General features: G+C 69.0%; 21 protein-coding genes. 8 read left to right on the top strand and 13 right to left on the bottom strand.

Annotation, left to right across the window (positions count from 1 at the left end):
* Positions 1–46 precede the first annotated feature (46 nt).
* The 5 genes from ABUW04_RS35655 to ABUW04_RS35635 all read right to left on the bottom strand — a co-directional run bounded on the left by ABUW04_RS35655 (position 47) and on the right by ABUW04_RS35635 (position 5559).
* Entirely contained in the window at positions 47–712 is a 666-nt protein-coding gene (locus tag ABUW04_RS35655; protein ID WP_380568545.1) for a response regulator, read from the bottom strand.
* The gene (locus tag ABUW04_RS35650) at positions 709–1836 is read right to left on the bottom strand and encodes a sensor histidine kinase (protein WP_380568544.1); all 1128 of its coding nucleotides are present in this window, start codon (positions 1834–1836) and stop codon (positions 709–711) included. The genes ABUW04_RS35655 and ABUW04_RS35650 overlap by 4 nt, the downstream gene beginning before the upstream one ends.
* Positions 1833–2552, bottom strand: coding sequence for an ABC transporter permease (locus ABUW04_RS35645; protein WP_380568543.1), 720 nt, complete (start codon positions 2550–2552; stop codon positions 1833–1835). Before ABUW04_RS35645 ends, ABUW04_RS35650 begins: the two co-directional genes overlap by 4 nt.
* Complete coding sequence (locus tag ABUW04_RS35640) at positions 2549–3472, bottom strand: ATP-binding cassette domain-containing protein (RefSeq protein WP_380568542.1); 924 nt, start codon at positions 3470–3472, stop codon at positions 2549–2551. The genes ABUW04_RS35645 and ABUW04_RS35640 overlap by 4 nt, the downstream gene beginning before the upstream one ends.
* 140 nt (positions 3473–3612) lie before the next feature.
* Positions 3613–5559: an autotransporter gene (locus ABUW04_RS35635; RefSeq protein ID WP_380568541.1), complete on the bottom strand. Its 1947-nt coding sequence runs from the start codon at positions 5557–5559 to the stop codon at positions 3613–3615.
* Positions 5560–5925: 366 nt separating this feature from the next.
* On the opposite strand from ABUW04_RS35635, the gene ABUW04_RS35630 reads away from it, so the two are divergent.
* Positions 5926–7599, top strand: a complete 1674-nt coding sequence (locus ABUW04_RS35630; protein ID WP_380568540.1) for a glycoside hydrolase family 43 protein — start codon at positions 5926–5928, stop codon at positions 7597–7599.
* Here ABUW04_RS35630 and ABUW04_RS35625 read toward each other — a convergent pair.
* Positions 7530–8147 (bottom strand): peroxiredoxin family protein, encoded by a 618-nt coding sequence (locus tag ABUW04_RS35625; protein ID WP_380568539.1) that lies wholly within the window; start codon positions 8145–8147, stop codon positions 7530–7532. The genes ABUW04_RS35630 and ABUW04_RS35625 overlap by 70 nt on opposite strands.
* A gap of 241 nt (positions 8148–8388) precedes the next feature.
* Here ABUW04_RS35625 and ABUW04_RS35620 point away from each other — a divergent pair, with 241 nt between their 5' ends.
* The 4 genes from ABUW04_RS35620 (at position 8389) to ABUW04_RS35605 (ending at position 10929) form a co-directional block, all read left to right on the top strand.
* Entirely contained in the window at positions 8389–8859 is a 471-nt protein-coding gene (locus tag ABUW04_RS35620; RefSeq protein ID WP_380568537.1) for a VOC family protein, read from the top strand.
* 57 nt (positions 8860–8916) lie between these two features.
* A complete protein-coding gene (locus ABUW04_RS35615) occupies positions 8917–9189 on the top strand; it encodes a hypothetical protein (protein WP_380568536.1) in 273 nt (90 codons plus the stop codon).
* Positions 9186–9578, top strand: coding sequence for a type II toxin-antitoxin system VapC family toxin (locus tag ABUW04_RS35610; RefSeq protein ID WP_380568534.1), 393 nt, complete (start codon positions 9186–9188; stop codon positions 9576–9578). The genes ABUW04_RS35615 and ABUW04_RS35610 overlap by 4 nt, the downstream gene beginning before the upstream one ends.
* A gap of 181 nt (positions 9579–9759) precedes the next feature.
* Complete coding sequence (locus ABUW04_RS35605; RefSeq protein WP_380568533.1) at positions 9760–10929, top strand: hypothetical protein; 1170 nt, start codon at positions 9760–9762, stop codon at positions 10927–10929.
* Positions 10930–10959: 30 nt separating this feature from the next.
* Here the strand turns inward: ABUW04_RS35605 and ABUW04_RS35600 are convergent, their stop codons facing one another.
* The gene (locus ABUW04_RS35600; protein ID WP_380568532.1) at positions 10960–11175 is read right to left on the bottom strand and encodes a hypothetical protein; all 216 of its coding nucleotides are present in this window, start codon (positions 11173–11175) and stop codon (positions 10960–10962) included.
* A 201-nt stretch (positions 11176–11376) separates the two neighbouring features.
* Positions 11377–12030, bottom strand: a complete 654-nt coding sequence (locus ABUW04_RS35595; RefSeq protein WP_380568531.1) for a hypothetical protein — start codon at positions 12028–12030, stop codon at positions 11377–11379.
* 62 nt (positions 12031–12092) lie between these two features.
* Here ABUW04_RS35595 and ABUW04_RS35590 point away from each other — a divergent pair, with 62 nt between their 5' ends.
* Positions 12093–13955, top strand: coding sequence for a hypothetical protein (locus tag ABUW04_RS35590; protein WP_380568530.1), 1863 nt, complete (start codon positions 12093–12095; stop codon positions 13953–13955).
* Between the two features lie 34 nt (positions 13956–13989).
* On the opposite strand, the gene ABUW04_RS35585 is transcribed toward ABUW04_RS35590, so the two are convergent.
* The 3 genes from ABUW04_RS35585 to ABUW04_RS35575 all read right to left on the bottom strand — a co-directional run bounded on the left by ABUW04_RS35585 (position 13990) and on the right by ABUW04_RS35575 (position 17777).
* Positions 13990–14343, bottom strand: a complete 354-nt coding sequence (locus ABUW04_RS35585; RefSeq protein ID WP_380568529.1) for a hypothetical protein — start codon at positions 14341–14343, stop codon at positions 13990–13992.
* Positions 14344–14410: 67 nt separating this feature from the next.
* The gene (locus tag ABUW04_RS35580; protein WP_380568528.1) at positions 14411–16459 is read right to left on the bottom strand and encodes a HEAT repeat domain-containing protein; all 2049 of its coding nucleotides are present in this window, start codon (positions 16457–16459) and stop codon (positions 14411–14413) included.
* A 799-nt stretch (positions 16460–17258) separates the two neighbouring features.
* A complete protein-coding gene (locus ABUW04_RS35575; protein ID WP_380568527.1) occupies positions 17259–17777 on the bottom strand; it encodes a hypothetical protein in 519 nt (172 codons plus the stop codon).
* 208 nt (positions 17778–17985) lie between these two features.
* On the opposite strand from ABUW04_RS35575, the gene ABUW04_RS35570 reads away from it, so the two are divergent.
* Positions 17986–19530, top strand: a complete 1545-nt coding sequence (locus ABUW04_RS35570; protein ID WP_380568526.1) for a hypothetical protein — start codon at positions 17986–17988, stop codon at positions 19528–19530.
* Between the two features lie 477 nt (positions 19531–20007).
* Here ABUW04_RS35570 and ABUW04_RS35565 read toward each other — a convergent pair whose 3' ends face one another.
* Complete coding sequence (locus tag ABUW04_RS35565; protein ID WP_380568525.1) at positions 20008–20961, bottom strand: 5'-3' exonuclease; 954 nt, start codon at positions 20959–20961, stop codon at positions 20008–20010.
* Positions 20962–21091: 130 nt separating this feature from the next.
* On the opposite strand from ABUW04_RS35565, the gene ABUW04_RS35560 reads away from it, so the two are divergent.
* Complete coding sequence (locus ABUW04_RS35560) at positions 21092–21991, top strand: oxidoreductase (protein ID WP_380568524.1); 900 nt, start codon at positions 21092–21094, stop codon at positions 21989–21991.
* 30 nt (positions 21992–22021) lie between these two features.
* On the opposite strand, the gene ABUW04_RS35555 is transcribed toward ABUW04_RS35560, so the two are convergent.
* Positions 22022–24049, bottom strand: a complete 2028-nt coding sequence (locus ABUW04_RS35555; RefSeq protein ID WP_380568523.1) for an alpha/beta fold hydrolase — start codon at positions 24047–24049, stop codon at positions 22022–22024.
* Between the last annotated feature and the right edge of the window lie 2 nt (positions 24050–24051).

The following is a 24051-nucleotide window of genomic DNA, read 5'->3' as shown; positions in this document are numbered from 1 at the left end:
GTCCCGGGGAACGGGGCGTCCACCGACCGACCGTCAGGTCCTCGGCTCAGCCCGGGATCCCCGGCAGGACGATGCCGTTCTCGTAGGCGAACACCACCGCCTGGACCCGGTCGCGCAGGTGGAGCTTGGCGAACACGCTGCCGACGTGGCTCTTCACCGTCGCCTCGGTCACCACCAGGTGCGCGGCGATCTCCGGGTTCGACAGGCCGCGAGCCACCAGCAGCAGGATCTCCCGCTCCCTGGGGGTGAGACCGGCCAGCAGTTCGGTCGGGGGCCGGAGCGGCTCGGTGCGGGCGGCGTAGTCCTCGATCAGCCTGCGGGTGATCGACGGCGACAGCAGCGCCTCGCCCGCGTGCACCACCCGGATCGCCTCCAGCAGACGCTCGCGCGGGGCGTCCTTGAGCAGGAAGCCCGACGCGCCCGCCCGTAGCGCGCCGAAGACGTACTGGTCCAGGTCATAGGTCGTCAGGACCAGTACCCGGGGTGAGGACTCGGAGGCCGCCAGCCGGGAGGTGGCCTCGATACCGTCCATGCGCGGCATCCGGATGTCCATCAGGACCACGTCGGGGCGCAGCGAGGCGGCCCGGGTGAGAGCCTCGTGGCCGTCGGCGGCCTCGCCGACGACTTCGAGGTCGTCCTGGGTCTGCAGGAACAGCCGGAAGCCGGTGCGGATCAGGTCCTGGTCGTCGACGATCAGCAGGCGGATGGTCATGCGGCGTCTCCGACCGGGAGCCGGGCGATCACCAGGAATCCGCCGGCGGTGGGGTGGGCCTCCAGGCTGCCGCCTGCCACCGCGGCCCGCTCGCGCATCCCCAGGATGCCGTGCCCGCCGGACGACGGGTGCCGGTCGTGGCCGCCGCCGTCGTCCTCGACCGTGACGTCCAGCTGTGTCCGGCCGTAGTCGAGCGTCACCGTGACCCGGGTCGGTTCGGTGTGTTTGAGCACGTTGGTCAGCGCCTCCTCAACGATCCGGTAGGCAGACAGTTCGAGGCCGCCGGCCAACGGTCGGGCCTCGCCGGTGAGTTGCAGCCGCACCGGCATCCCCGCCGTCCGGTATCCGGCCACCAGCCCGGCGAGCTGGTCGAGTGACGGCTGCGGCCGTCGCTGCGCGCCGCTGTCCGAGGTGCGCAGCAGGCCGAGGATCCGGCGGAGCTCGGCGAGGCTCTGCTCCGCGCTGACCTCGACCTGCTCCAGTGTCTCGGCCGCGACCTCGGGTGCGGTCGGCAGGATGTCCCGGGCGCCGCGCACGCCGATCAGCATGACGGTGACCGAGTGGGCGACGATGTCGTGGAGCTCGCGGGCGATGGCCGTGCGTTCCCGCTGCGCCGCGATCAGGTCGAGCTGTTCGCGCTCGCGCTCCAGGGTGGCTGCTCGGTCCTCTAACGCCAGGGTGTAGCGCCGCCGGGTCTGCAGGTACGAGCCGAGCGCCCAGGCAGCGATCGGGATGGGCAGCGAGGAGATGCTCGCCCACAGCAGGAACAGCGCTGTCGGCACGAGCGTCGCCGCCGAGACCCGACGGTCGCGCAGGTCGGCGAGTGAGGCGAGGGCGACCACGACGGGCGCCCCGCCGGGGGAGTAGCCCAGCGCCACGAGCACTGCGGCACTCGTACAGGCCGCTACGAGCACCGCGAACGGTGCACGGCGGCGGGCGAGCAGCGTGGTGCCGGCAAGCACGGTCAGCACGACCGGGACCACGCGGACCGGGGTGTCGTCGTTGAAGAGCAGCCCCACCTCCACCCCGGTCGTGATCACCGCCAGCGTGAGGTCGAACAGCGCCGAGCGGCGCGCGACCAGCAGGTCGTACGCCGTCCGGGCCCTGCGGGGGAGCCGGTTCACGCCAGATCGCGCCGTCGCTCGACGACGACCGCGAGCAGTGTGATCGCGAGCGTCCATGCGGCCAGTACCCATCCGGCGGAGGCCACCGACAGGGTGGTGTCGTGGGTCATTCGGCTGAGGATTCCGGCCGCGCCGAACGGCGTGAGGTTGATCCCCGACTCCCAGACGTCCGACAGCGCCGGGACCACCGCGAAGTTCACGATCAGCAGGACGACGACTCCCAGGACGGGGCTTCGGATCAGAGCACCGAGGGCGGCGCCCAGGATCGCGGACAGGACGAACGCCACCAGGTCGCCCGCCACGACGGCTCCGACGTCGCCCGAGGTGAGGTCGGGACCGGGCTGGTGACCCAGGAGCGGCAGTCCGAGCCCGAGCGACACCATGGTCGTCAGCGTACCGAGCAGGAGCCCGGTCAGCGCGTAAGCGGCAATTCTCGCCGACAGCACGACCCCGCGGTCACGACGGCCCACCAGTGCCGCCGGTGCCGCCGTCCGGTGCCGGTACTCCCCGGCCGTACCGACCAGCCCCCAGAGCAGCAGCAGGACCGGCAACGCCGACAGAGCCTCCTCCTTCTCGGGAATCTTGTCCAGCCTGCCCGACCACACCGCGATCACCAGGACGTTGAGGACCGCGAACGCGACCCCGCCCACCGCGAAGCCCAGCACGGTCCGGGTGGTCACGGTCTTGATCAGTTCGCCTCGCAGCAGATGGCTCATCGGTCCGCCCCTCCGGTGAGACCGAAGAACACGTCCTCCAGCGAAGCGGTCCGCTGGAGGATCTCCTCCAGCAGAACGCCCTCGCGCTGGGCCAGCCGTGCCACCTCCGCGACGTCAAGCCCCTCCACCAGCAGCCCGCCGCCGTCCTCGGGCCTGATGCGGCCACCGGCTGCGGCCACCAGGCCCGACAGGCGCTCCGCTTCGGCGGTGCGCACCACGACCCCGCTCTCCCCGGACCGTTCGAGCTCCCGGATCGGGCCTTCGTGGACCAGCCGGCCCCGGTCGATCACGATCACATCGTCGACGGTCTGCGCCGCCTCCCCCAGCATGTGACTGGACAACAGGACCGTGCCCCCGCGTGCGGCCCGATCCCGCAGCAGTTTCCGCAACCAGCGAATCCCCTGCGGGTCCAGGCCGTTCACCGGCTCGTCCAGCACCAGGATCTCCGGATCGCCGAGCAACGCCGCGGCCAGCCCCAGCCGCTGGCGCATGCCCATCGAGTACTTCCCGACCCTGCGTCCGGCCGCCCCCTCCAAGCCGACCAGCTCCAGGACCTCGCCGACCCGGCGGCGGGGCAGTCCGGCCAGCGCGGCCAGCGACCGCAGGTGCGCCCGGCCGCTCCGGCCGGGATGGGCCCCGCAGGCCTCGATGTGCACACCGAGCACGCGGGCGTCGGGCCGGATCGTCGTGGCCGGTGTCCCCCGGACGAACGCCCGGCCCGCGGTGGGCCTGGACAGGCCGACGACCGCCTTGAGCGCGGTGGTCTTCCCGGCCCCGTTCGGGCCGAAGAACCCCGTCACCCTTCCGGACCCGACCGTGAACGACAGGTCGTCAACTGCTGTTCTACGGCCGTAACTCTTTGTCAGCCCTTCGACTCTGATGGCCACCGGGTCCCCATGGAACGTTCGCGGAGAAGTCATGCCGGAAGCATCCGACGCGGTGATCTCCCAGTCATCCGACCACGGTCGAAACCGCGACTCCGACCAGGGGTGGAGACCGCGCGTTGCGGGTCTCCGCCCCGCTGTCGCCGCACCGCTGTGACGGGGCGCCCGAGTGCGTCTCAGCGTGTGTGCCGGCCAGGACGCCGACGGCCACGGCGGGTGGTGAGCACGACGGCGAGTGCGAACACGCACAGGCCGGCGGCGCCGAGGACGGTCAGCGGCCAGGCGGCGCTGAAGGAACTGCTGGAGGCGGCGTCACCGTTGATGGTTCCCTGGGCGGCGTGCGATCGACCGGCGGCGGTGGTCGTCGATGCGAGCGCCTGACTGCTCGGGGACGGCGCAGCGGAGGGAGTCGTGGCGGTGGTCCCGAGCGCGGTGAGGGTGACGGCCCCGGTGGAACGGGCGATCGCGAAGGCGGTTCGGCCGATCGCTGTCTGACTGCCCGTCAGCGGAACTGGTGTTCCGCCGACGGTGAGGGTGCCGCCGACCTTGATCTGGATCCTGGATCCTCGGGCTGCCGTCAGGGAGCGGAGGGATGCTGCCGCCGCCTCGCGCAGGTCCAGGGTGGCCGCGGCGGTGGTGAGGCTGACGCCGCTGCTGTGGATCAGGGTGGTGCCGTTCAGGGCGAGGGTGCCCTTGGCGACGGTGGTGGGGCCGGTGTAGGAGACGGCGTGGCTGAGCGTGGTGGTGGCCTGGCCGTCCTGGGTCAGCGAACCGGTACCGGTGATCGCCGGCAGCGCCGGTGCGGTGCTGTGGTTCTGCAGCACGAGCGTGCCGTTGTCGATCACTGTGTCCTGGGAGCTCCGGTTGTACAGGCCGCTGTCCTGGCCCGCGGTGCCGCTGCCCAGGCGCAGGGTGGCGTGGGGTTCGATGGTGGTGGAGCCGTCGTAGTCCTGGACGGCGGTGTAGGTGACGTCGTTGCCGGGGGTGTCGGCCAGGACGATGTCGCCCTGGCCCGGGGCGGCCAGGGTGTCGTGGTACTTGCCGCCGCCGATGGGGGCGCCGAGGGTGACCGGTCCGTCGTAGTCGAAGGTCAGTTGGGAACGGCGTCCGGACGCGGCGTGGAGGTTGATGTACACGGTCTGCGCGGTGCCGGGCATGAAGATCTGGTGGGTGGTGCCGTCGCCCCAGCGGACAGTGGCGCCCTCGATGTTGGTGCCGCGTACGTTGGGGTTGTGCGCGACCGGCTGCCAGTTCAGGGTCGGGTCGCTCAACTGCGGGTCGGTGTCGGGGCCGCTGTCGGCCCAGCTGTAGGAGCCGGTGAGGACGACTGTGCTGCCGGGGCGGGAGTGCACGTTGATGTCGCTGCCGTACTGGCGGTTGTAGAAGTCCTGGCGCTCGACGACGGTGTGGCCCAGGGGGGTGTCGATGATCCAGGAGCCCTGGTTGAGGACCTTGCGGGCGTCGGGGAGGGCCGCGGGGCAGGTGGTGCCGGCGAAGGTGGTGCCGGTGCCGTTGTCGATGACGCCGCTGAAGGGGTTGGTGCCGCAGATCTGCAGCGTGCCCCACATCGAGCGTGGCTGGGTGACCAGGCCGCTGCCGCTGATGGTGCCCAGATTGAACGCGCGGGTCAGGGACAGCCGCAGGGTGCCGTCGACCCGGATGTTGTCCTGGTTCTGCTGGTAGCCGGGGGAGTTGTAGGGGAAGGCGCCGATCAGGCCGGTGGTGCCGCCGGTGCCGTACTGCAGGGTGGCGCCCGGATCGACGGTGACGGCGGGCGTGTCCGGGTTGCTGACCTGGGTGTAGGGGTGGTTGCCGCCCAGGACGGCGACGGTCTGGTGGCGCTCGGCGGTGGGGAGGGTGAAGGTGCTGTCCTTGGTCAGGACGAGGGTGCCGGTTCCGGACACGCGCAGGGATCCCTGGCCGGAGATGACGCCGGTGTAGGTGTGGGTCCCGGAGGGGACGTTCACCACGGCGTCCCCGTTCAGGACGATGTCCTGATCGGCGAGGACCGCGGCGGTGATGTTGCCCGAGGCGGCCTGCGCCGCGGCCGGCAGGGACAGGGCACTGGTCATGGTCACGGTCGCAGCCACGGCGGCGGCCAGTGGCAGGAGGCGGCGGTGCATCGAGGAGGAGGGTCCTTTCCGGATTCCGGATACCGGCCCCTGACCCCGGGCCCCGGGATGCGGCGATCCGTGTTAGCGCTCACAACCTTCGCTGGGCTCCCCGACTGCGGGAGGGGCGGGGTGACGAACAATATGGTGTCGGACCGGACGCTGCGTCAAGGTCGGCGGATTCGGCCTGGTCCACGGCAGAATGTCCAGCCGGTTGATCGCGAATATGTTCGACATTACAGTCGCCGACTGTGCCCGGGCCCCCGGGCGACCCCTGCTCGCCCTGAACCCGCCATCAACCCGCCGCGAACCCCGCCATCAACCCGCCGGCGACTGCCCCGAACCGCCGCGAACCCGCCATGAAGAGGACCAGCTCCGATGAGTCCCACCACCCCGGTGATCCACAATCCGATCCTGCCGGGATCGCACCCGGACCCCTCGCTGCTGCGCGTCGGCGCGGACTTCTACCTGGCGACCTCGACGTTCGAGTGGTACCCCGGCGTACGCCTGCACACGTCCCGCGACCTGATGCACTGGCAGCCGCTGGGCGGCGCGCTCGACAGCCGGACACTGTTGGACCTGACCGGCTGCCCGGACTCGGGCGGCGTGTGGGCCCCGAACCTGAGCCACGCCGACGGCCTGTTCCACCTCGTGTACTCCAACGTGTCCACCTACGCGGGCGGCTTCACCGACTGCCCCAACTACCTGGTCACCGCAGCCTCGATCCAAGGGCCCTGGTCCAACCCGGTCCTGCTGCACGCCCGCGGGTTCGACGCGTCCCTGTTCCACGACGGGGCCGACAGCTGGCTGGTCAACATGGTCCACGACTGGCGGCCCGGACACGGCGGCTCGGCCGGACTGGAGGCCACCCGCTACGACCGCACCGCCCGCCGGCTGGTCGGCGAACCCGTACGGATCGACCTGGGGTCGGGGACCGGCTGGATCGAGGGCCCCAACCTCTACCGCCGCGGCCCCTGGTACTACCTGCTCACCGCGGACGGCGGAACCGGCTACCAGCACCAGGTCACCGTGGCCCGCTCCCGTTCACTGGCCGGACCCTACGAACGCGACCCCCACGGCCCGCTGCTCACCGCACGCGACCACCCTGAACTGCCGCTGCAGAAGGCAGGACACGGCAGTCTCATGCAGACGGGCTCGGGACAGTGGTACCTCGGCTACCTCGCCGCCCGACCCGTCACCACGCACGGCCCCTGCATCCTGGGCAGGGAGACCGCCCTCGCGCCGGTGAGCTGGACCGCCGACGGATGGCCACGGACCGGAACCGGGCTGCCCCAACTGCAGATACCCGCAGCGGACCTGACCCCCACACCGTGGACCACCACCCCAGTGGACCGGCTCGCACCGGACGAGGACGACTTCGACCAGCGCGAACTCGGCCCGAACTGGTCGACGCTGCGCCGCCCCGCCGCGTCCGACTGGCTCTCGCTGACGGCGCGCCCCTCCCACCTGCGGGTGCACGGCGGGCGCTCACCGATGAGCCTGGTCGGCCCGAGCCTGGTCGCCCGCAGGGTCACGGACGCGCACTGCTCCTTCGAGGCCGTCATGGAGTTCCAACCGCAGGGCTTCCAGCACCTGGCCGGCATCACCGCGTACTACAACACCCGCAACTGGTACTTCCTGTACGTCACCGCGGACGACGACGGCAGCACCCAGGTCCGCCTGGCCACCTGTGATCGGGGCCGCACAACGGTGGAAACCCTCCCTCGGACGGCACTCGGAGCAGGCGACCGCTTCAGCCTCGGACTGGACCTCGCCGGACCGTCGCTGCAGTTCCGCCTCGGCACGGCCATGGGCTGGCACTCCTACGGCCCGGCGCTCGACGCGACGGTACTGTCCGACGAGCACGCCGAGGAGTTCGACGACGACCGGATCCGTTCCCGCGGCTTCACCGGAGCATTCGTGGGCCTCTGGGTCTGGGACCTCAACGGTCACGGGCACCACGCAGACTTCGACCGAGCGACCTACACGGCCCGTCCGTCCGCTTCTGCCCCGGCCGCTGCGGCGCTGGGGGACCGCCGGTCCCAACCATGAAACTTCGAGTAGTCTCCGGCGTCCCAGGCCTCGCGCAGACCCGGGCTGCTCGGATCCCAGTCCGGACGGATCTCGGCAGTAGCAGTCCGCAGGTCGTGCCACAGGTCCTGGAACGACGGGCGTCCCCAGAACCAGTAACCGTTGTAGACGCTGTGGATGACCAGTCCCGGCTTGAGCACGAGCGTGTGCGGGATCATCGGGTCGTGCTCGGGATCGGTGTACTCCTGGATCTCCAGGTCCTGCTGGACGCTCCGCTCAGGGTCGGACAGGAAGGGCCACTGGGCCCCCACTGAGGCGCGGAACTCCTGCAACGTGTGGTGGTCGTCGGTGGCGATCGTGACCACCTGCGTGTACGCCACTGCGATCTTCGCGTAGTTCTCGGCCAGCTCCAGATGCTGCCGGTGCTCTTTCGGGCAGTAGTTGCCACGCGCGAGCGTCAGGATCAAGGGGTCCTGACCCTGGAGTTCGCTCAGCGAGCGGACGGTGCCGGTGTGGTCGGGCAGCGCGTAGTCAGGGAAGGTTCCACCGGGGACGATGTCGGAACGCACAGGATGACCGCCTCTGCTGTATGCAAGACCTGGCTCTACTCGCAGGCACCTGTGTGCCTGCCGGTTGGATGTCCCCGTCGGCGCTTCCACCCACACCTGCGCCTCGCCCGAATGCCCCAGGCGTCAGGGCTTGCGGCGACCGCACGCGATGCTGCCAGGAGGGTGATGCCGCGAATCATCGACTGCTCCGAGGGGCACGCTAGACCGACGCTGAATCCCGACCGACGCGTGGAGGTACCAGATGGCCGAACTCCCACCACCGCCAGAAGGAATCGTGCTGGCCCACTTCATCGTCTCGAACGATGTCGAGCGCTCGCGACGCTTCTACACCGGAGTACTCGGCGGCCGGCTGGCCTACTCCGGCCCCGGAGGGCTGACCTATGTCGCTCTGGCCAACAGCTGGATCATCATCAATGTCGGTGGCGGCCCGACCGACGACAAGCCGTCGGTCACCCTGGAAACGCCGCGCGATCCCGACCGGGTCAGCAGTTTCCTCAATATCCGGGTCAAGGACATCCACGCCTTGTACACGGAGTGGAGCGCCCGGGGTGCCCAGTTCCTGACGCCGCCGAAACAGCACGAGTACGAGATCCGCTGCTACATCCGCGACCCTGACGGCCATCTGATCGAGGTGGGGCAGACCACCGACCCTGATGGCGACTGGGTGCCCGCTCATTGGCCGCCCAGCACGCGCACCGGCGACTCTCAGTGAGCGCCGGCCCCACCCCCATCGCTCGTCAAATAACAATCGATTTGTTATGATCCAGCCATGGCTACGCATGCTGTTCCCGGCGAGGGGCCAACCCGTCCCGTCTCCGTCTCGCTCCACGAGGGCACTATCGCGGCGCTCAAGGAGCGCATCGGCAAGCGCGGCATGTCCGCGTACGTCGAGGCCCTCATCCAGCGGCAACTGGAGCGGGACCGGCTGCGCGAGCTGATCGAGGCCGCCGAAGCAGAGCACGGCCCGGTCGATCGCGCAGCGATTGAGGCGAAACGGGCCGTTCTGCGTGGCGAAGCCGCCGGCGCTGCGGATGCTGCGTGAGCGGGACCCTTGTCCTGGACTGTGAGGGGCTGTCCAAGCTTGTACGTCGTAGCCCTGAACTGACTGAGTGGCTTTCGGCTGCTGAAGCTGAGGACATCCGCGTGGTCATGAGTTCTGTAACGCTCGTTGAGGCGCGTGACCCTCGTGTCAACCAGGCCCAGTTCGACTACGCCGTCTCGCGGGTGAACGTCGTCCCACCCTCGGAAATGATCGCACGTCATGCGAGCAGGATCCTCTCGGCAGTTGGACTGCACGGGCACAAGTACGCCCTGGATGCTCTGGTGGCCGCAACTGCGCTCGCGTCTCCTGCTCCGGTCACTGTCCTGACGTCAGACCCTGAAGATCTGCTGATGCTCTGCGGTCCTGGTGTGGCTGTCGTCAAAGTCTGAACACTCGTCAGCACTTTGGACTGATGACCGCTGTCGCGGTCATCAGTCGCAACAGATCGGCGAATTCCAGAAATCGTCCACCGGCGGTGAGGGAGGAGCGCGGGATACTGCCGTTGCAGCGCAGCACACGCGTTCGTCGGGGTGGAAGTGGCTGTGGGTCGTGCCCCATAGTCTGCGGGGCATGGCTGCTCTCAAAGCAACACCCCCCAGACCCATCGCTCCGGGCGATGTCGTCGCGGCGTTCTCCGAGCATCTCGGCGAGTGGACAGCGGCGCAGATCACTGGTCTGGACCCGGACCACCAGCTCGTGGGGGTCCTGCACCTCGACTGGTCCGGCCCTGAGCCGATGTCCGTGGCGGAGCTCGGCGACGTCGGGCCGATTTCGCGCACACGCGGGTCTTTCACGGGGGAGCTGGCGCATTGCCACTATGAATGGGTGCTCCCTCGGAGCTGTAAGGTCATCGGGACACTGCCGCTGCTGCACGACCAGCCGTCGAACAGCTACGCGTTCGGGTGGGCCATGGGGCTCGACCTAGCCCTGGAGCGGCGCCGACGGCGGGGCGACGAGTCGAAGTGGTCTGACCCATGGGCGAAAAGCATCACCGGCAGCGGATTGAACGAGCCTCTCGCCGGGCAGGCAGGTCCTCACGAGGAGACGCGTCGGCTGACGGTTCGGGCTGTGGAATCGCTGGACTGTGCGCGGCTCGTCGAGCGGTATCCGACGCTGACCGGCCTTACCCTCATCGGACCGGTGACCTTGTCATCGGCATCGAGCCTCAATGAGTTGACTTCGCTGAAGCACTTCAGGCTCTCCGACGTTTTCGGGATGGTCGGGGCGGACTGCCTCTTGCCGCGGCTTGTTCCGGCACTGGAGTGGTTGGACCTGGTCAGTGTCCCCGCGGAGTACGCGACGGCGATGAGGAGGCTGTGGCGGCCCGAGGAGCCCCAGGGTGTCCATCTCAGGATCGCCAAGCCTCGGAAGCCCGGGTGGCTCGCCGAGAACCTGAACAATCCGCTCCGGGACTGGGATGGCCGTGAGCAGATCAGCGCCGCGATCTACAAGAAGGCGTCGGCGCAGTACAAAGCGACGCGGCGCGCGGTGCTCGCCGTGCTGGCGTCCGGTGATGCGGCAGACGTACTGACGCCGAGGCTTGTCGAGCTCGGGGAGCAGTTCGGCGAAGCCTTCAACGAGCTCGACGAGCGCGCCGGATTCATCGAGACCGTTGAGCGCGAGGAGCTCTACGATGCGCTCGGCGCCATCATCACCGAGGCTGAAGTCGAGTCAGGAGCCGACCTGGCCTGGGCAGGCAAGGGCTTGACCGGGGGCTGCGAATCCGTCCGCGACTGGTAGGGCCTCGGTGCCCTCGATGGCGAATCGGTATCAAAGCAGGTAGGGGCCGACGATGGTGGCTACGGCGGAGGAGAAGGGAGCGATGCTGTCGGCGAGGTCCTGTTCCACTTCGGGGAACCACTTCTTGGAGGGACGGGGAAGTAGGCGCGCGTGCACCCCGGCCGCACCCTCCGGGGCGTCAAGGATCGCGACGAGTTCGGGCCGAAACAGCCCCGGCCCGATCCGACCCTGGTCAGCGCTCGCCACTCGCCAGGACCAGGTTCCTCGCCAAGTCGGGGTGGGTGAAGGAAGAAGTCGGCGGTCGTGTACTCCTCACCGCTGTTGTAGTGCACGACGATCCGCTGGTCGCCGGTGAGGGGAGCTTGGGACACGGCCACGCCGACTTGTCCTCCAGCTGTGCCCGCATCGCGTCTGCGTCCCCGCCATCCACGCCGGACGTCGCGCAGGTCAGCATTGCCATAGGAAGGCGGCCTCTGTACAGGGCTCGCAAGCGAATGCGAACGCGGTACCGCCACCGCCGAAGTTCATCGACGTGCTGTGCTCCGGTCCCTCTTCGAGCTGGGCGATCAGCTCCATGGGCTGGGTGCAGCGCGGGCATTCGGGTGTCTCGTCGTCCTGCAGCCAGTCGGCTTGGCCGCCGAGCTGTCCCAGGACGTCCCGCAGCCCGTTCGTGCTCCGGCTGCCCCAACTCTCGCGTGCGCTGCCATAGTCGGATCCGGGTATCGACACCAACGTCACGGCATTGACAGCGCCGAGGCGCAGCGTGCCCTCGTCGTGCTCGTGGGGAGGGGTCATTGGGTGCAGATCGGCGACCGGGAACAACAAAGCCCGATTGCCGCCCAGAGTTGGGCTCCACTCGTCGCACATGCCGGGGTCGTTCTGGCACATGAAGATCGCCATGGTTCGGGCGGTTCGGGGGCCGACCAGGCTTGTTGGGTGACCCAGGTCGTCCAGGACGATCTGAGCCAGGAACTGCATCGACCCCTCACACATCGCACAGGTGGGCCATGGCGTTCCCGCCGGTGCCAAGGGCGTACCGCCTGTGCGAGTGACCAGTTCCTCCGGCTCACCGGCGCCCGCGTACGTCATCAGCATCGTCATGGAAACGGACCCTACGACAGCCGATAAAGTCGGCGCACCCAAGCAGCTGAGGAGTGCAGACCGTGAGACCGCCGGCAGAGCTCGATGAGGTCCAGTGGCAGGCCCTGAACCACGCCTACGGCTCCGCGGAGGATTTGCCTGCGCTGGTCAGAGCGCTCTACCAGGGAGACGAGGAGATCATCGACGAGGCGATCTACGAGCTCCACGGGAACATCTGGCACCAGGGCACGGTCTATGAGGCCTCAGCGCCAGCCGTCCCCTTCCTCGCGCACGCTGCCATCCACGTCTCCGGCAGGCGCGCCGAGCTGCTGATGCTGCTCGCCGTCCTCGCCGACCATGAGCCGAAGCACGTCGACGGGCCGCGCTGGCCCGACAGCTCGGTCGGTGCCGTCTGTGCGGAGCTGTGCCGGGTGCTCCCCGAGCTGCTGGTCTGTCTCGGCGCCCCGGAGAGGGGTGTTCGTCGAGCCGTGCTACGGGTGGTCGCCGCCGTGGGGGACTTGCTCTCGGAGGAGCAGCGAGCCGTCATCGCGGAGCAGGTTGCTGCGCTGTACGTCGACGATCACGTTCCGGCCGTTCGCGCGGATGCCGTGGTCTGCCTGGAGCAGTTGGGCCGTGGGCCGGACGGCCTGGCCGACCTGCTTCCCGAGGTCAGGCTGGCAGCCGCCGTGCTCGCAGCAGAGCGGTCGCAGCCGCCGTACTCTCCTGCGTTGGTGGAGGTGATGGCCCAGGACGGCGCCGAGCCCGATCCCGGGGACGACGACCTCCCTTGGTCTGGACTTCGGACGCTGGACGACAGGCTCACGCGCCTGCTCCGAGAGGACCCACACGCCGGCCTCACGGTGGCCGCTCGGTGGATCTCCGCGGGCGACCTCGGCACACGTGGCTCCTGGCTCGCCGAAGAGATCGTCGAAACCTGGCGCGACCAGGAACCCGACGTGCTCGACCTGCTCCAGACGGCTCTGCCCCAGCAGCGGGAAGCCCGTGCCATCGCCGGCCGTCTGCGCGCCATCGGACACTGGATCGAGCTCGTTCCCGAGCCTGGGGCCGGGATCCGCGACACACTCCACCGATTCGCGAACGACGAGGACGAGGAGACCACTGCGTCAGCACTCCTGGCGCTGGTGTGCTCCCGCGACGCCCGCGCACCGCGGCTGGTGCTGTGCCGTCCCACGGCACGGCTGCTCGGGGCCGCTGCCCGACACTTCCCCGAGGACGGTGAACTGTTGATACCGGCGATCCGCCGCGAACTCGCAGCAGGTGCGACCGGGAACGACGGTATTGCTCTGGTCCAGTCTCTGGCCCACTTCGGGGCCGCAGCTCGCCAGGCCCAGCCGGAACTGGTCGACTGCCTTCGGACGAGGCGCGCGGCCATCGTCGCCGCCAGGCTGCTTGGGACAAACGGTTCCGCCACGCCCGAGACCATCGATTTGCTGCGCGAGGCGACACAGAGCGCTGACCTCTCGCTGCGTTCCACAGCGGCCGTGGCTCACTACCAGCTGACAGGCGAAACCCATCTGGCGTTGAGCACCTTCGAGGGGCTGCTCTCGGGCGTGGGCCCGGTCCACTGGTACCTCGGAGCCCTGGAGCCGTTGGGCGCCGCCGCCACTCCTTTGCTGCCGCTGATCGAGCCCATGCTCGAAGGCGGTGACTGGACGAGGATGGCCGCCGCCGAGGCACACTACTGGATCACGGGCACCCCAAACCGGGCCGTCCCCGTTCTCTCCGAACTCGTCGGAGCTTCCCCCGTCGGCCTCCGCGCCCTCAAGGCGCTCGCTGCCACCGGGGTGCTCCCGGAGGATCTCCGTCCGACTCTGCGAGGCTTCGCGTTCTCCCCGCGTCGCCTGCTGACCGACACCCCTGTCTCCGGCCAGGGCCACGCGGACGAGGAGCTCCGAATGCTGGCACGGTCATTGCTCAGCACCTAGGACGCGTGAGCCTGGTCGCCGCGTCGGAGCGGTCTCAGGCGTTCTTGCCGTTCTGGGTGAGGGCGTCGAGTAGGCGCTTCACAGGAGTACCGAGGCGCCAGCGTTCGGAGAGTTCTTGGAGGGCGACTGGGTCGACGGCTGCGGCTTGGATGCCGGCGAGGTCGCCGCACTGGGACCCGTTCACGCCGTACTTCTCCATGAGCAGCGCATCGTCGGTGATCTGCAGGGTCCCCACGCCCTTGATCGGGTACAGCACCTGCACGCCCCGGGCGTCGTCCACCAGTTGGAACAGGTCCCTGTCTCCCGTCACGATCTGCACGCGGGGTTGGTAATCTGCAGCCTCCCGGTCGCGGGTTATTGATCGATTGTCAACCTCAATGCTGCCCACAATTGTTACTCTGGGACGTGTTGTGGTGGGCGTCAATTGCAGTCGGGCCGACGGGCGCAAGTATGCATCAGGCCAGGTCAGTTCCTGCCGCGATCCGGATGCTTCGGACGGCAGGGGGCAGTGGTTGCGTGATCTCGGTAGCCGTCACTACGAACTGACATCCCTCTTCAGTAAGTTCCTGCATTTCCTCGAACCAGCTGTGTGTCTCAGCCGGGGAATAGTGCGAGAAGGGTGTGTCGATCAGGAAGAGACAGTTCGGCGAGCCTTCCGTTTGGCCGCGCAGCGCGCCCGCCCGCCTTCTGCGGTAGTGAGCGTCCTCGTAGACGACCTGCTCTGGGACGCGGTTGGTTCGGAGCAGTTCAAGCTTGACCGCGACCTCCGAGCTGAGGGGGGACATCCCCGGAAGGGCTTCTGTGTGACTGGCATTGGTTCGAAGCCAAAGAGCGTTGAGCATGATTGTCTTTCCGTAGCCGTTGGGCCCGATCAGGAGGGTGATACCTGCGTCGAGGGCGATACCGCGACGCAGGGTTCCGAGTAGCGGCAGGGAAGTGCCTGGGTCGAACTCTCTGGGGACACGTGCAGCGGCTAGGAAGCCCTGCCCCGACAGGGCGGCCGGGCTAGCAACATGCGCGCGGATGGAGGCGGCCATCGGCCCCGCGTCGGACTCATCCCACAGCGCTAATGCTCGCTCAACGGCCCACCGGACTGTCGGGTTCGGGTCGGACAGGAGGGTGCGGAGGGCGTCAGCGACGATGGGGTCTCCCTGGCGACCGGCCGCTATCGCTTCCGGAACCAGCTCACGGACACTCAGATCCCGGTCGTGGATCAGGCCGACAAGTGCATCTCGCGCTACGCGGTCAGTCGGCCAGGTCGCAGATAGTGATTTCACCACGGTCTCACGGACGCGGAATTCCGTGTCGCGAGTCAAGGCAGACAGGGCATCCCGGGCAATCAAGTCTTCAGGCCATCCCTCTGCCAGAGCCTCAATCGAACATCGCCTGGTCCCGTCCGAGTGGTGTTGAGACAACAGCGTGATGAGTGCGTCGCGGGCCACGATGTCTCTTGGCCAGGCTGATGCCAGCCCTTGGACAGCGGTTGCCTGGACGGCGCTGTCGGTGTCGTGCGCCAGCCGGATGAGAGCATCGCGGACGGTGCCATTGCCGGACTCGTCACGGATCAGGCCCTGGGCCACCGTCGTGCGGATCTTCGCATCCGAGTCGCCAGCCAAATGGACGAGCGCACCGCGAGCACCAGGATGACAAGGCCAGGTCTTGAGTAGCGTGGTGAGAGCCATGGCACGGCTGTTGGCGTCACTGAGGCGAGTGGCCGAGAGGAGAATGGCGAGTTCGTCCTCGGGACGCAGCGGCACATTCGGTGCGGCAGGTAGCTCAAGGTTGTGGATGGCGTGCTCGTCCGCTGCGATGATCTGCTCGGCCCGACCGAGGGCCGCTGCGATGTCGGTAAGCGCTGGTTGGGCAAGGAGGTTAGCGGGGAGCGACTGCTGCGGCGGCAACGCGGGCCCTGGGGGGAGCGCGGAGGGTGCAGTGACGTCGGGGTGCTTCGAGAAGCGGAGAACGTCGGCCCGGGCTTGTTCCCAGAGCGCTTCCAGGTAGCGCCGGCGGTCATTGACGCGGTCGAGCTGAGATTCGGTGGTCTGCCGGTAGGAATATGCCTGCAGGTACTGATCCTCTGCGGTTGCATGGGCCGGAAAGAGCGTCCGCCCTTGACGGTTGTCCAGGTCAGTGATGATCTCCCGCAAGGCACTGATGATCTGTAGCAGGGTAGTCATCATCAACTCGGCGTCGCTCAACGCCCAGCGGAGTCGGTCCTCGGTGCGGAGGGCGCGTTCGAGGTCAAGCTGCGCCCGCAAGACAGTCACGGTCGAATCGGTTGGACTCACAACTGGAGCTTGCGAGCTGGCGGCGGAGCGGGGGCGGCGCTCGCGATAAGCGTCGGCGAGCAAGGCCTCAGCTTTGCGGGAGAGCTCCTGGTGATGCTCCGGGTGAAGGGCAGCGGCACGGCTGGTGATCTCAAGGAAGATCTTGACGAAGCGACGCGATGGCGGGGGAGCGGTGCCCTTGTAGAGCCGGTCGAGGTGTGACTTGGAGTAGCTCATGCCACTCAAGGGGTCATCACATCTGTCCTTGCCACTCGTGATCTGCGCCTGTTGCCGGTCACCGTGGGCGAGGAACAGGCGCTCGATCTCCCGGGCGCTAAGGCCAGCTGCCCGGCTCTGCTCCCGTAGGAACTGGCCCAGTCTCTCGGCCGCCCCACTGTCTCTAGCTGCCGGCGCCATCAGACCTGTCCCCGTCCCCGTTGCCCATTGTCCCTGAACGTCCCAATACGTGACTGCGCGTTTGCACAGTTCGGCGGCCCGGCGTCCCCCAGTCTGACCCCGGTCGTCCCCAAGGCAGTTGGGGGCGCCGCCTCCCCGAACGATTCTCGCTTCAGCCGCGGCCACAAGGGCCGTGCTTCTGGATATAGGCCAAGGAGAGATCGACGATGGGCGCAGGCACTGGGCAGTTGGTCGTGTCGGCGGCACCCGAGTTCATCGGGGTGCTCGCAGCCGGGCTGGTTCAGGCCCTGGCGGAGTCTGGCCTGGCGCGCTGGTCAGGTCGGGGCGACCGCAGGTGCGACGCAGAGCGGCCGGAAGGGAAGGCAGGCACTGTGGACAAGGGGGGACAGGAGCCAGAGGGCGACGACAGCACAGGCGTAGGTGAGTCGGGGTGCTAGGCGGGGCCCGGAGTAAGGAAGGTAGATGCCCTGTATCGCCGTCCATTCCTGAAGGCACCGAGGACGGCGGACGCGAGGTGGCTTCGGTGGCGACGAGGGCCATCATGGTGGCGAATGCGAGGTAGTCGGCGCCGTCGAGGATGCACTGTGCTCGGTGAAGTCCGGCGGTCAGGCGGCGACCGTCAAAGTTCGACCAGCCGGAAGGTCTCGTTCAGCCAGAGGACGCTGGCGCAATCCCACTGGGCGAGCGAGGGGCGGCCGATGCCCGGGATTCTCTGGCCGTTGGCCGCGATGCCAGCCTCGGAGACGTAGACCGCGTCCCAGCCGTCGTTGGCCATGGTCTCCCAGTCGGGCGCAGTCCCGTGCATCCGCGTACCGGGTTTGAGAGGGTAAGTCGCGACCAGACGGTCCAGGTCCTCCATCGTGTCGACCATGTAGATGCGTGCGTCGGCTGGCACCTCGACGGCGACGAACCCGGTGTATTTGCCTGCGTGCACCGAGGGAAGCCCGACCTCGTCCGGGGCCTCTAGGAAGTCTGTCCAGGCCGAACCGGTAGGGGAGCGCGGCGACGTCCACAGCCCGCCCTCCGGCCGGATGAGTGTCTCCAGGTTGGCCACCTTCGCGAAGCCGTCGGATGCGCCCTCTCGGAACGCGAAGACGAGCGGGGGCAATGACGTGAGGTCCATCCCGTTGAGTTCCACGCCGCTCATTCTCCGGCACCGATAGCACTCGGCGGTGCTGGTGTCGGCGGCGCAGTGGGCAGGGTGAAGGGTCTGAGGCCAGGCCGTCCAGCAGGGTGTTCAGCTGGTTGCTGCGGTCCGTAAGGTGCCGAGTCTCGCGGCTGAGACGCCGCGCGAAGTAGGTGACCGAGGAGCGGATATTCCCGACCCGACGGACCTCACGCCAGGTGTGACTGATCGCTTCGCACCCCAGATGCATTGGGAAAAGGATGCGCAAGCGGCGATTTGGGCGGACATCATGGTCGTCATGACCTCTCGTCCCGCCACGCCCGGATGGATCGTCATTGATGTGCCGCCGCCACTTGCAGCCGGTTTCAGTGACATGCTCGACTCGGCAGAACTCCAGCACCGACGTGATGGGAGCCTGCTGAAGATCCGGACCAGGGAGTCCTACAGCCAGGCGCTGCCGCACCTCCTCGTCACACGCAGCATCCCGCACACCGAGGCTGGATTCCGGCAGCTGAGGACGCTGCCCGATCGGGGAGCCGGTCTCAACCCGCAGGACTTCGCCCCCTTCCTGGCCAAGCTGCGCGCTGACGATGCACTTCCATCCAGGGTCGCCGAGTTCCAGCTGACCTTCCAGAGTTCGAGTCTGCTGAATCTCCCGGATCGCCTTCATGGCTTCTTCACCGAGCGAGCTCTGCCAGCGCTCCCGGAATCGGAGTTCATGGTGGTTGACATGGCCAGCGAGCTGAGCCAGCGCTACACGCTGGTCCGGCTGCTCCACCACGCGCTCATCTATCCGCAGGTGGCCTCGGCCGATCCGACCAAGCGTCCGGGGGGCGGCCTGGCTACCAGCGTGATCCACGGGCTTCAGCCGTTTCTCTCTCCCGCGCTGGCCGTCGCCTCGCCGTACCTGTTCGGGGCAACCGCGGCGCGCGACCATGCCGTGGGTGTGTGGCTGTTCGGTGCGCCCTGCGCTGGGGCGGAGTGGCCGAGCAACCAGCTCGTCGATGCGCTGTCGTACGGCGACGACCGGATGATCGGCCCGCGGCAGCGGATGGGGCGGCAGCAGCCGACCGCGACGGCCGGGCAGTTCCGGTCGTTCGTCAGCTGGTGGATGGAAGCGGTGAACAAGCTTCTGGCCGTCGTGACCGACCCGAGTCGCTTCCCGCAGCCGCAGAGCATGGGCTCCTACGACCCTGCCCGGCACTGGCAGTACCTGGCGAGCGTGGAACGACTGTTCCGGGACGTTGGGGAGGTCATGCTCCTGACCGAGCAGCACGAGACGGCGCAACTACGGGCGGCCTACGACGCGCTGGACACTTTGGAGGGCATGGGGATCAGCTCGTTCGATGAGGCACTCAAGCCGAGCCAGGCCCAGAAGGTTCTCGGTGACCTTGGCCTGGCTGTGCCCGCTGACGTGGCTGCCGTTCTGCTGCCGGCGTGCCAGCTCGGCGTCGACGCGCTCGGGCGTGTGAAGGACGAGTTCGTGCCGAGCCGACACCTCGGACCTAACGGCCTGGTCGGCATTCCCATGAAGAAGGGCGGCACCATTGACCGCAGCTGGGACACCGCGACCAGCCGGTACTTGCGGATCGACCGGAATAGTGCTCACTCGTACCTGAAGCTCGATGCCGAGGAGAAGGCGACGCTATTCTCCCACACCGGCAGGCTCCCCCGGGGTCTTGCCAACATCGCGCTGCTTCAGCTGGCCGTGCTCCTGGCTAACCCGCAGAAGCTCATGCGGAAGATCCCTCGCGTCGGTGAGTAGCCACAGCACCCGGCGAAGGCCGTTCAGGCGTCGATGGCTGGTTCGCGAGGTGCTTGATTGCCCGGCTTTGATCACGATCCGTAGCGAGAATTGGAGGTAGGTCAGCTCGGCGCAGAGCGGTCGATGCATTCGTCCGTCGCGATCCGCAGTGCGAGAGTCGTGGGGATGCGAGGGGGCATCCAGGCCCCGGTTGCGTCGGCCACGCTGGCTTCCCAGCGGAGCGAGCCTCGCGGCCAAGGGTTGCGTGCGGGGTACGGATTCAGAACACATGAGGACGAGAATTGCTGAGAATCACTGAGAGTGATCTTGCTGGCCAGGCCGCATGGGGTCACATTTTCGCAGGTCAGGGCCTCAGGTGCTCGGTCCTCGCAATGCGTAGCTGGTCGAATCGAATGCAACAGGTGGCTCAAGCATCACGCGCCGACATCGTGCACCGCTAGCGCAGGTACCTTGACCTGCACCTTCTTTCCCGGAAGTTCATCGGGTCCCGGCCTCGGCGAGGGTGTCGAGGAGGCGCTTGATCGGTGTGCCGAGGCCCCAGCGTTCGGAGAGTTCGTCGAGGGTGACGGGGTCGAGGGGTTCGGCGCGGAGCGTGGGGTCGAAAGCTGGGAGGGGGACGTCGGTGGCGACGGTGACGACTTTGGGGGCTACGGCGAGGTAGTCGGTGCCTTCGATGAGGCGTTTGCGTTGGGCGGGGGTGAGTTTGCTGTCGGGGTCGGCGGCTGCTGCCTGGATGCCGGCGAGGTCGCCGTACTGGGCGATGAGTTTGGTGGCGGTCTTCTCGCCGATGCCGACCACGCCCGGCAGGCCGTCGCTGGGGTCGCCGCGTAGGACGGCGAAGTCGACGTACTGGGAGCCGTTCACGCCGTACTTCTCGACCAGCAGCGCGTCAGTGGTGAGCTGCAGCGTCCCCACGCCCTTGATCGGGTAGAGCACCCGTGCCCCGCGCGCGTCGTCCACCAGCTGGAACAGGTCCCGGTCGCCGGTGACCACGTCGACCGGGCCGGGGTGACGGGTCGCCAGGGTGCCGATGACGTCGTCGGCCTCGTATCCGGCGACGCCGATGCGGGCGATGCCGAGGGCGTCCAGGACCGCGGCGATCACCGGGACCTGGGGGGAGAGGGTGTCCGGGACCTCCTCCTGGCCCTCGACCTCGGGCTCGGCCGCCAGGCGGTGGGTCTTGTAGGTGGGGATCAGGTCCACCCGCCACTGCGGGCGCCAGTCAGCGTCCCAGCAGGCGACCAGCTGGTCGGGGGCGTGGTCGTGGACCAGTCGGGTGATGAATTCCAGCAGGCCCCGGACGGCGTTGACCGGCTGCCCGTCGGGGGAGCGGACCGAGTCGGGCACGCCGAAGAAGGCACGGAAGTACAGGCTGGCGGTGTCGAGCAGCATCAGCCGGGCCGGCGGGGTGGCGGACGAGGGTGCGGTCATGCGTTGCATCATGCCGCACGGGTACGACAGCGGCCGGTTCCGACGATTCTTGACAGCGCGTCGGGGGCGCAGCAGGCTCCCCCTGCGAAGCACACGCAGAGCACACGACCCAACGCATCTGGAGCGCCGCATGGCCTGGACCACCGCCGACGTCCCCGACCAGACCGGGCGGATCGCCCTGGTCACCGGGGCCAACACCGGCCTGGGCCTGCAGACCGCCACCGTGCTCGCGGAGCGCGGCGCCACCGTCGTGCTGGCCTGCCGGAACCCGCGCAAGGCCGAGGCAGCGGCGGCGGCGATCGGCGGCCGTACCGAGCTGCTGGCGCTGGATCTGGCCTCGCTGGACTCGGTCCGGGCGGCTGCGGCGGAGGCGCACCAACGCTTCGACCACCTCGATCTGCTGATCGACAACGCCGGGGTGATGTATCCGCCGTACCAGCGCACCGCCGACGGCTTCGAGCTGCAGTTCGGCACCAACCACCTGGGCCACTTCGCGCTCACCGGGCTGCTGCTGGACCTGCTGCGGGACACCGAGGGTTCGCGGGTGGTCGTCCTCAGCAGCATCACGCACAAGCAGGCGCGCCACGGGCTCGACTTCGGCGACCTGCAGTCCGAGCGCCACTACCGGCGGGGGGCCGCCTATGCCCGGTCCAAGCTGGCCAATCTGATGTTCATGTACGCACTGCAGCGCCGGCTGGCCGCTTCCGACGCCAGGACCATCGCGCTGGCGGCCCATCCCGGATTCACGGCGACCGAGCTGACCCGGCACACCCGGGCCCCGCTGCGGCCGCTGAACACGCTGGTGGAGGGCCTGGTCGCCCAGTCGGTCGAGGGCGGCGCGCTGCCCACCCTGCGCGCCGCCACCGACCCGCTCGCCATGGGCGCCCACTACTACGGTCCTGACGGCCCGTTCGAGATGCGCGGCCTGCCGGTGCTCAAGGCCGCCGCCGCGCCGGCCCACGACCGCTCCGCGCAGGAGCGGCTGTGGGCCGTGTCGGAGAGCCTCACCGGGGTGACCTACGCCTGCTGAGTCCCGCCGCCGTGGTCGGGAAGGGCCGCGTCACAGCAGGTCGGGGCGGCGCCACTCCTCGCCGAGCACGTGGTGGGCCAGGAAGGCCAGCACGGTGGCGTACCAGACCTTGGCGTTGTTGGGCTTGAGGATCCAGTGGCCCTCGTCCGGGTAGTAGAGGAACTTCGCCGGGACGCCGAAGCGCACCAGGTCGGTCCACAGGCCCAGGGCCTCGCCGATCGGCACCCGGTAGTCGCGGTCGCCGTGGATCACCAGCATCGGGGTGCTGATCTCCGCCGCCCGCAGGTGGGGTGACGACCGCTCATAGCGCTCGGTGGTCCTGAGCACGTCGCCGAAGCCGCGCCGCCAGTAGTGCGGGGCGTCGGTGGTGCCGGCGAAGGAGTGCAGGTTCCACAGGCTCGCGTGGGTGACGATCGCCTTGAAGCGGTCGGTGCTGGTGGCGATCCAGTTGGCCATGTAGCCGCCGAAGGAGCCGCCCATCATCGCGGTGCGTGAGGCGTCCAGGTCGGGGCGCTCCAGCGCGGCGTCGGTCAGCGCGATGACGTCCCGGTACGGGTTGCCGCCCCAGTCCTGCCAGCCGCGCCGGTGCATCTCCAGCCCGTAGCCGGTGGACAGGGCCGGGTCGGGCAGCAGTACGGCGTAGCCGGCGGCCGCGGCGACCCAGGGGTTCCAGCGCCAGGTCCAGGCGTTCCAACTGCCCTGCGGACCGCCGTGCACCCAGAGCAGCAGCGGCGCCGGCGCCTCGGCGCTCGCGCCCTCGGGCAGCACCAGCCAGGAGCGCAGCGCCGTGCCGTCCTCGGCCGTGGTGGTGACCTCGGTGAGGGTGCCGGGGAGCGCGCCGACCGGTGCCGGGGAGGGCAGTTCGGCCGGCTGCTGGTCGGCGCCGGAGCTGTCCAGCCGCACCGGGGTGGGCGGTGCGTCGATCGCGGCGCGCAGCGCGTACACAGTGCCGCCGTCCGGCGAGACGGACAGGTCGGTGTAGCTGCCGGTGGCGGTGAGCCGGGTGACCGTGCCGTCGGCAGTGTCCAGCCGGAAGACCGGGGAGTGGCCGAGCTGGTCGGCGCTGAAGAAGACCGCGTCGCCGGTGGGGGAGGGGATGCCGGGGCCGGGCCAGAGGTCGAGGTCCGGCAGCAGGTCGCGGCCCCGGTCCTGCTCGTCGGTGGCGTCGAGCGACCACAAGGTCAGGTCGTAGCTCTCCTCGAAGTCCGACAGGGTGCCCCGCTCGCAGATCAGGGTGCGGCTGTCGGCGGCGAAGACCGGGGCGGAGAACTGGGCGTCGTCCGCCGATATCAGCCGCAGCCGCTTGCCGGTGGCCGCGTCCACGACCGCGACGGCGCCGCGGATCCGGTCGGTGTCGTCGGTGATCTCCACGACGTGGGCGAGCAGGGCGCCGTCCGGCGACAGCGTGGGCGCCGCGTCGCTCCGGCCGACCCGGCCGCAGTCCACCGCGACCGCGCTGGCGGACGCCTCGGGCAGGGTGAAGACGTGCGGGAGCGCGGGGCCGAGGTCGTGGTCCCAGAACCGGACCAGGGCCTCCTCGTGCAGGATCGCGCCGACCTTGGCCTCCTTCCTGGCCTTGCGCAGCCTGGCGTCCGCCTCGGCGTCCTCGGCGCCGGGGAGCAGCGAGCCGAGGACGGCGGTCCGGTCGGAGTGACGCGCCGTCACCACGCCGTCCACACCGCCCGGGCGGCCGAGCACCCGGTACGCCTCGCCGCCGTCGGCGGGCAGCGCCCAGAGCGCGGCCTCCTCCTCGGCCGGGGCGTCCTTGGCCGGATCGGTGTCGGGTCGGGCGGAGAGGAAGAGCAGGGTGCCGTCCGGACGGAAGGCGGGCGCGGACTCGCCCTTGGCGGAGCGGGTGAGCCGGCGGGCGGGGCGCTGCCCGGCCGGGTCGATCTCCCACAGCGCGGTGACGTAGCGGGCGCCGTCGGCGGCCAGTTCGGCGACGGAGGCGATCAGCCGGTCGCCGCCGGGGGAGAGGACGAGGGAGTTGATCCTGGGCAGGGCGAGGAACGCCCCCAGGTCGTGGAACGCGGTACGGGGTGCGGAGTCGTCAGGCATGG

The sequence above is a fragment of the Streptacidiphilus jeojiensis genome, assembly GCF_042510965.1.
Taxonomy (GTDB): domain Bacteria; phylum Actinomycetota; class Actinomycetes; order Streptomycetales; family Streptomycetaceae; genus Streptacidiphilus; species Streptacidiphilus jeojiensis.
This window is presented reverse-complemented; position numbering and strand designations above follow the sequence as displayed.

Coding starts and splice junctions, on each gene's coding strand:
- ABUW04_RS35655 (WP_380568545.1), bottom strand. CDS start 712: ATGACCATCCGCCTGCTGATCGTCGACGACCAGGACCTGATCCGCACC.
- ABUW04_RS35645 (WP_380568543.1), bottom strand. CDS start 2,552: ATGAGCCATCTGCTGCGAGGCGAACTGATCAAGACCGTGACCACCCGG.
- ABUW04_RS35640 (WP_380568542.1), bottom strand. CDS start 3,472: ATGACTTCTCCGCGAACGTTCCATGGGGACCCGGTGGCCATCAGAGTC.
- ABUW04_RS35635 (WP_380568541.1), bottom strand. CDS start 5,559: ATGCACCGCCGCCTCCTGCCACTGGCCGCCGCCGTGGCTGCGACCGTG.
- ABUW04_RS35630 (WP_380568540.1), top strand. CDS start 5,926: ATGAGTCCCACCACCCCGGTGATCCACAATCCGATCCTGCCGGGATCG.
- ABUW04_RS35620 (WP_380568537.1), top strand. CDS start 8,389: ATGGCCGAACTCCCACCACCGCCAGAAGGAATCGTGCTGGCCCACTTC.
- ABUW04_RS35615 (WP_380568536.1), top strand. CDS start 8,917: ATGGCTACGCATGCTGTTCCCGGCGAGGGGCCAACCCGTCCCGTCTCC.
- ABUW04_RS35605 (WP_380568533.1), top strand. CDS start 9,760: ATGGCTGCTCTCAAAGCAACACCCCCCAGACCCATCGCTCCGGGCGAT.
- ABUW04_RS35595 (WP_380568531.1), bottom strand. CDS start 12,030: ATGACGATGCTGATGACGTACGCGGGCGCCGGTGAGCCGGAGGAACTG.
- ABUW04_RS35580 (WP_380568528.1), bottom strand. CDS start 16,459: ATGAGCTACTCCAAGTCACACCTCGACCGGCTCTACAAGGGCACCGCT.
- ABUW04_RS35565 (WP_380568525.1), bottom strand. CDS start 20,961: ATGACCGCACCCTCGTCCGCCACCCCGCCGGCCCGGCTGATGCTGCTC.
- ABUW04_RS35560 (WP_380568524.1), top strand. CDS start 21,092: ATGGCCTGGACCACCGCCGACGTCCCCGACCAGACCGGGCGGATCGCC.
- ABUW04_RS35555 (WP_380568523.1), bottom strand. CDS start 24,049: ATGCCTGACGACTCCGCACCCCGTACCGCGTTCCACGACCTGGGGGCG.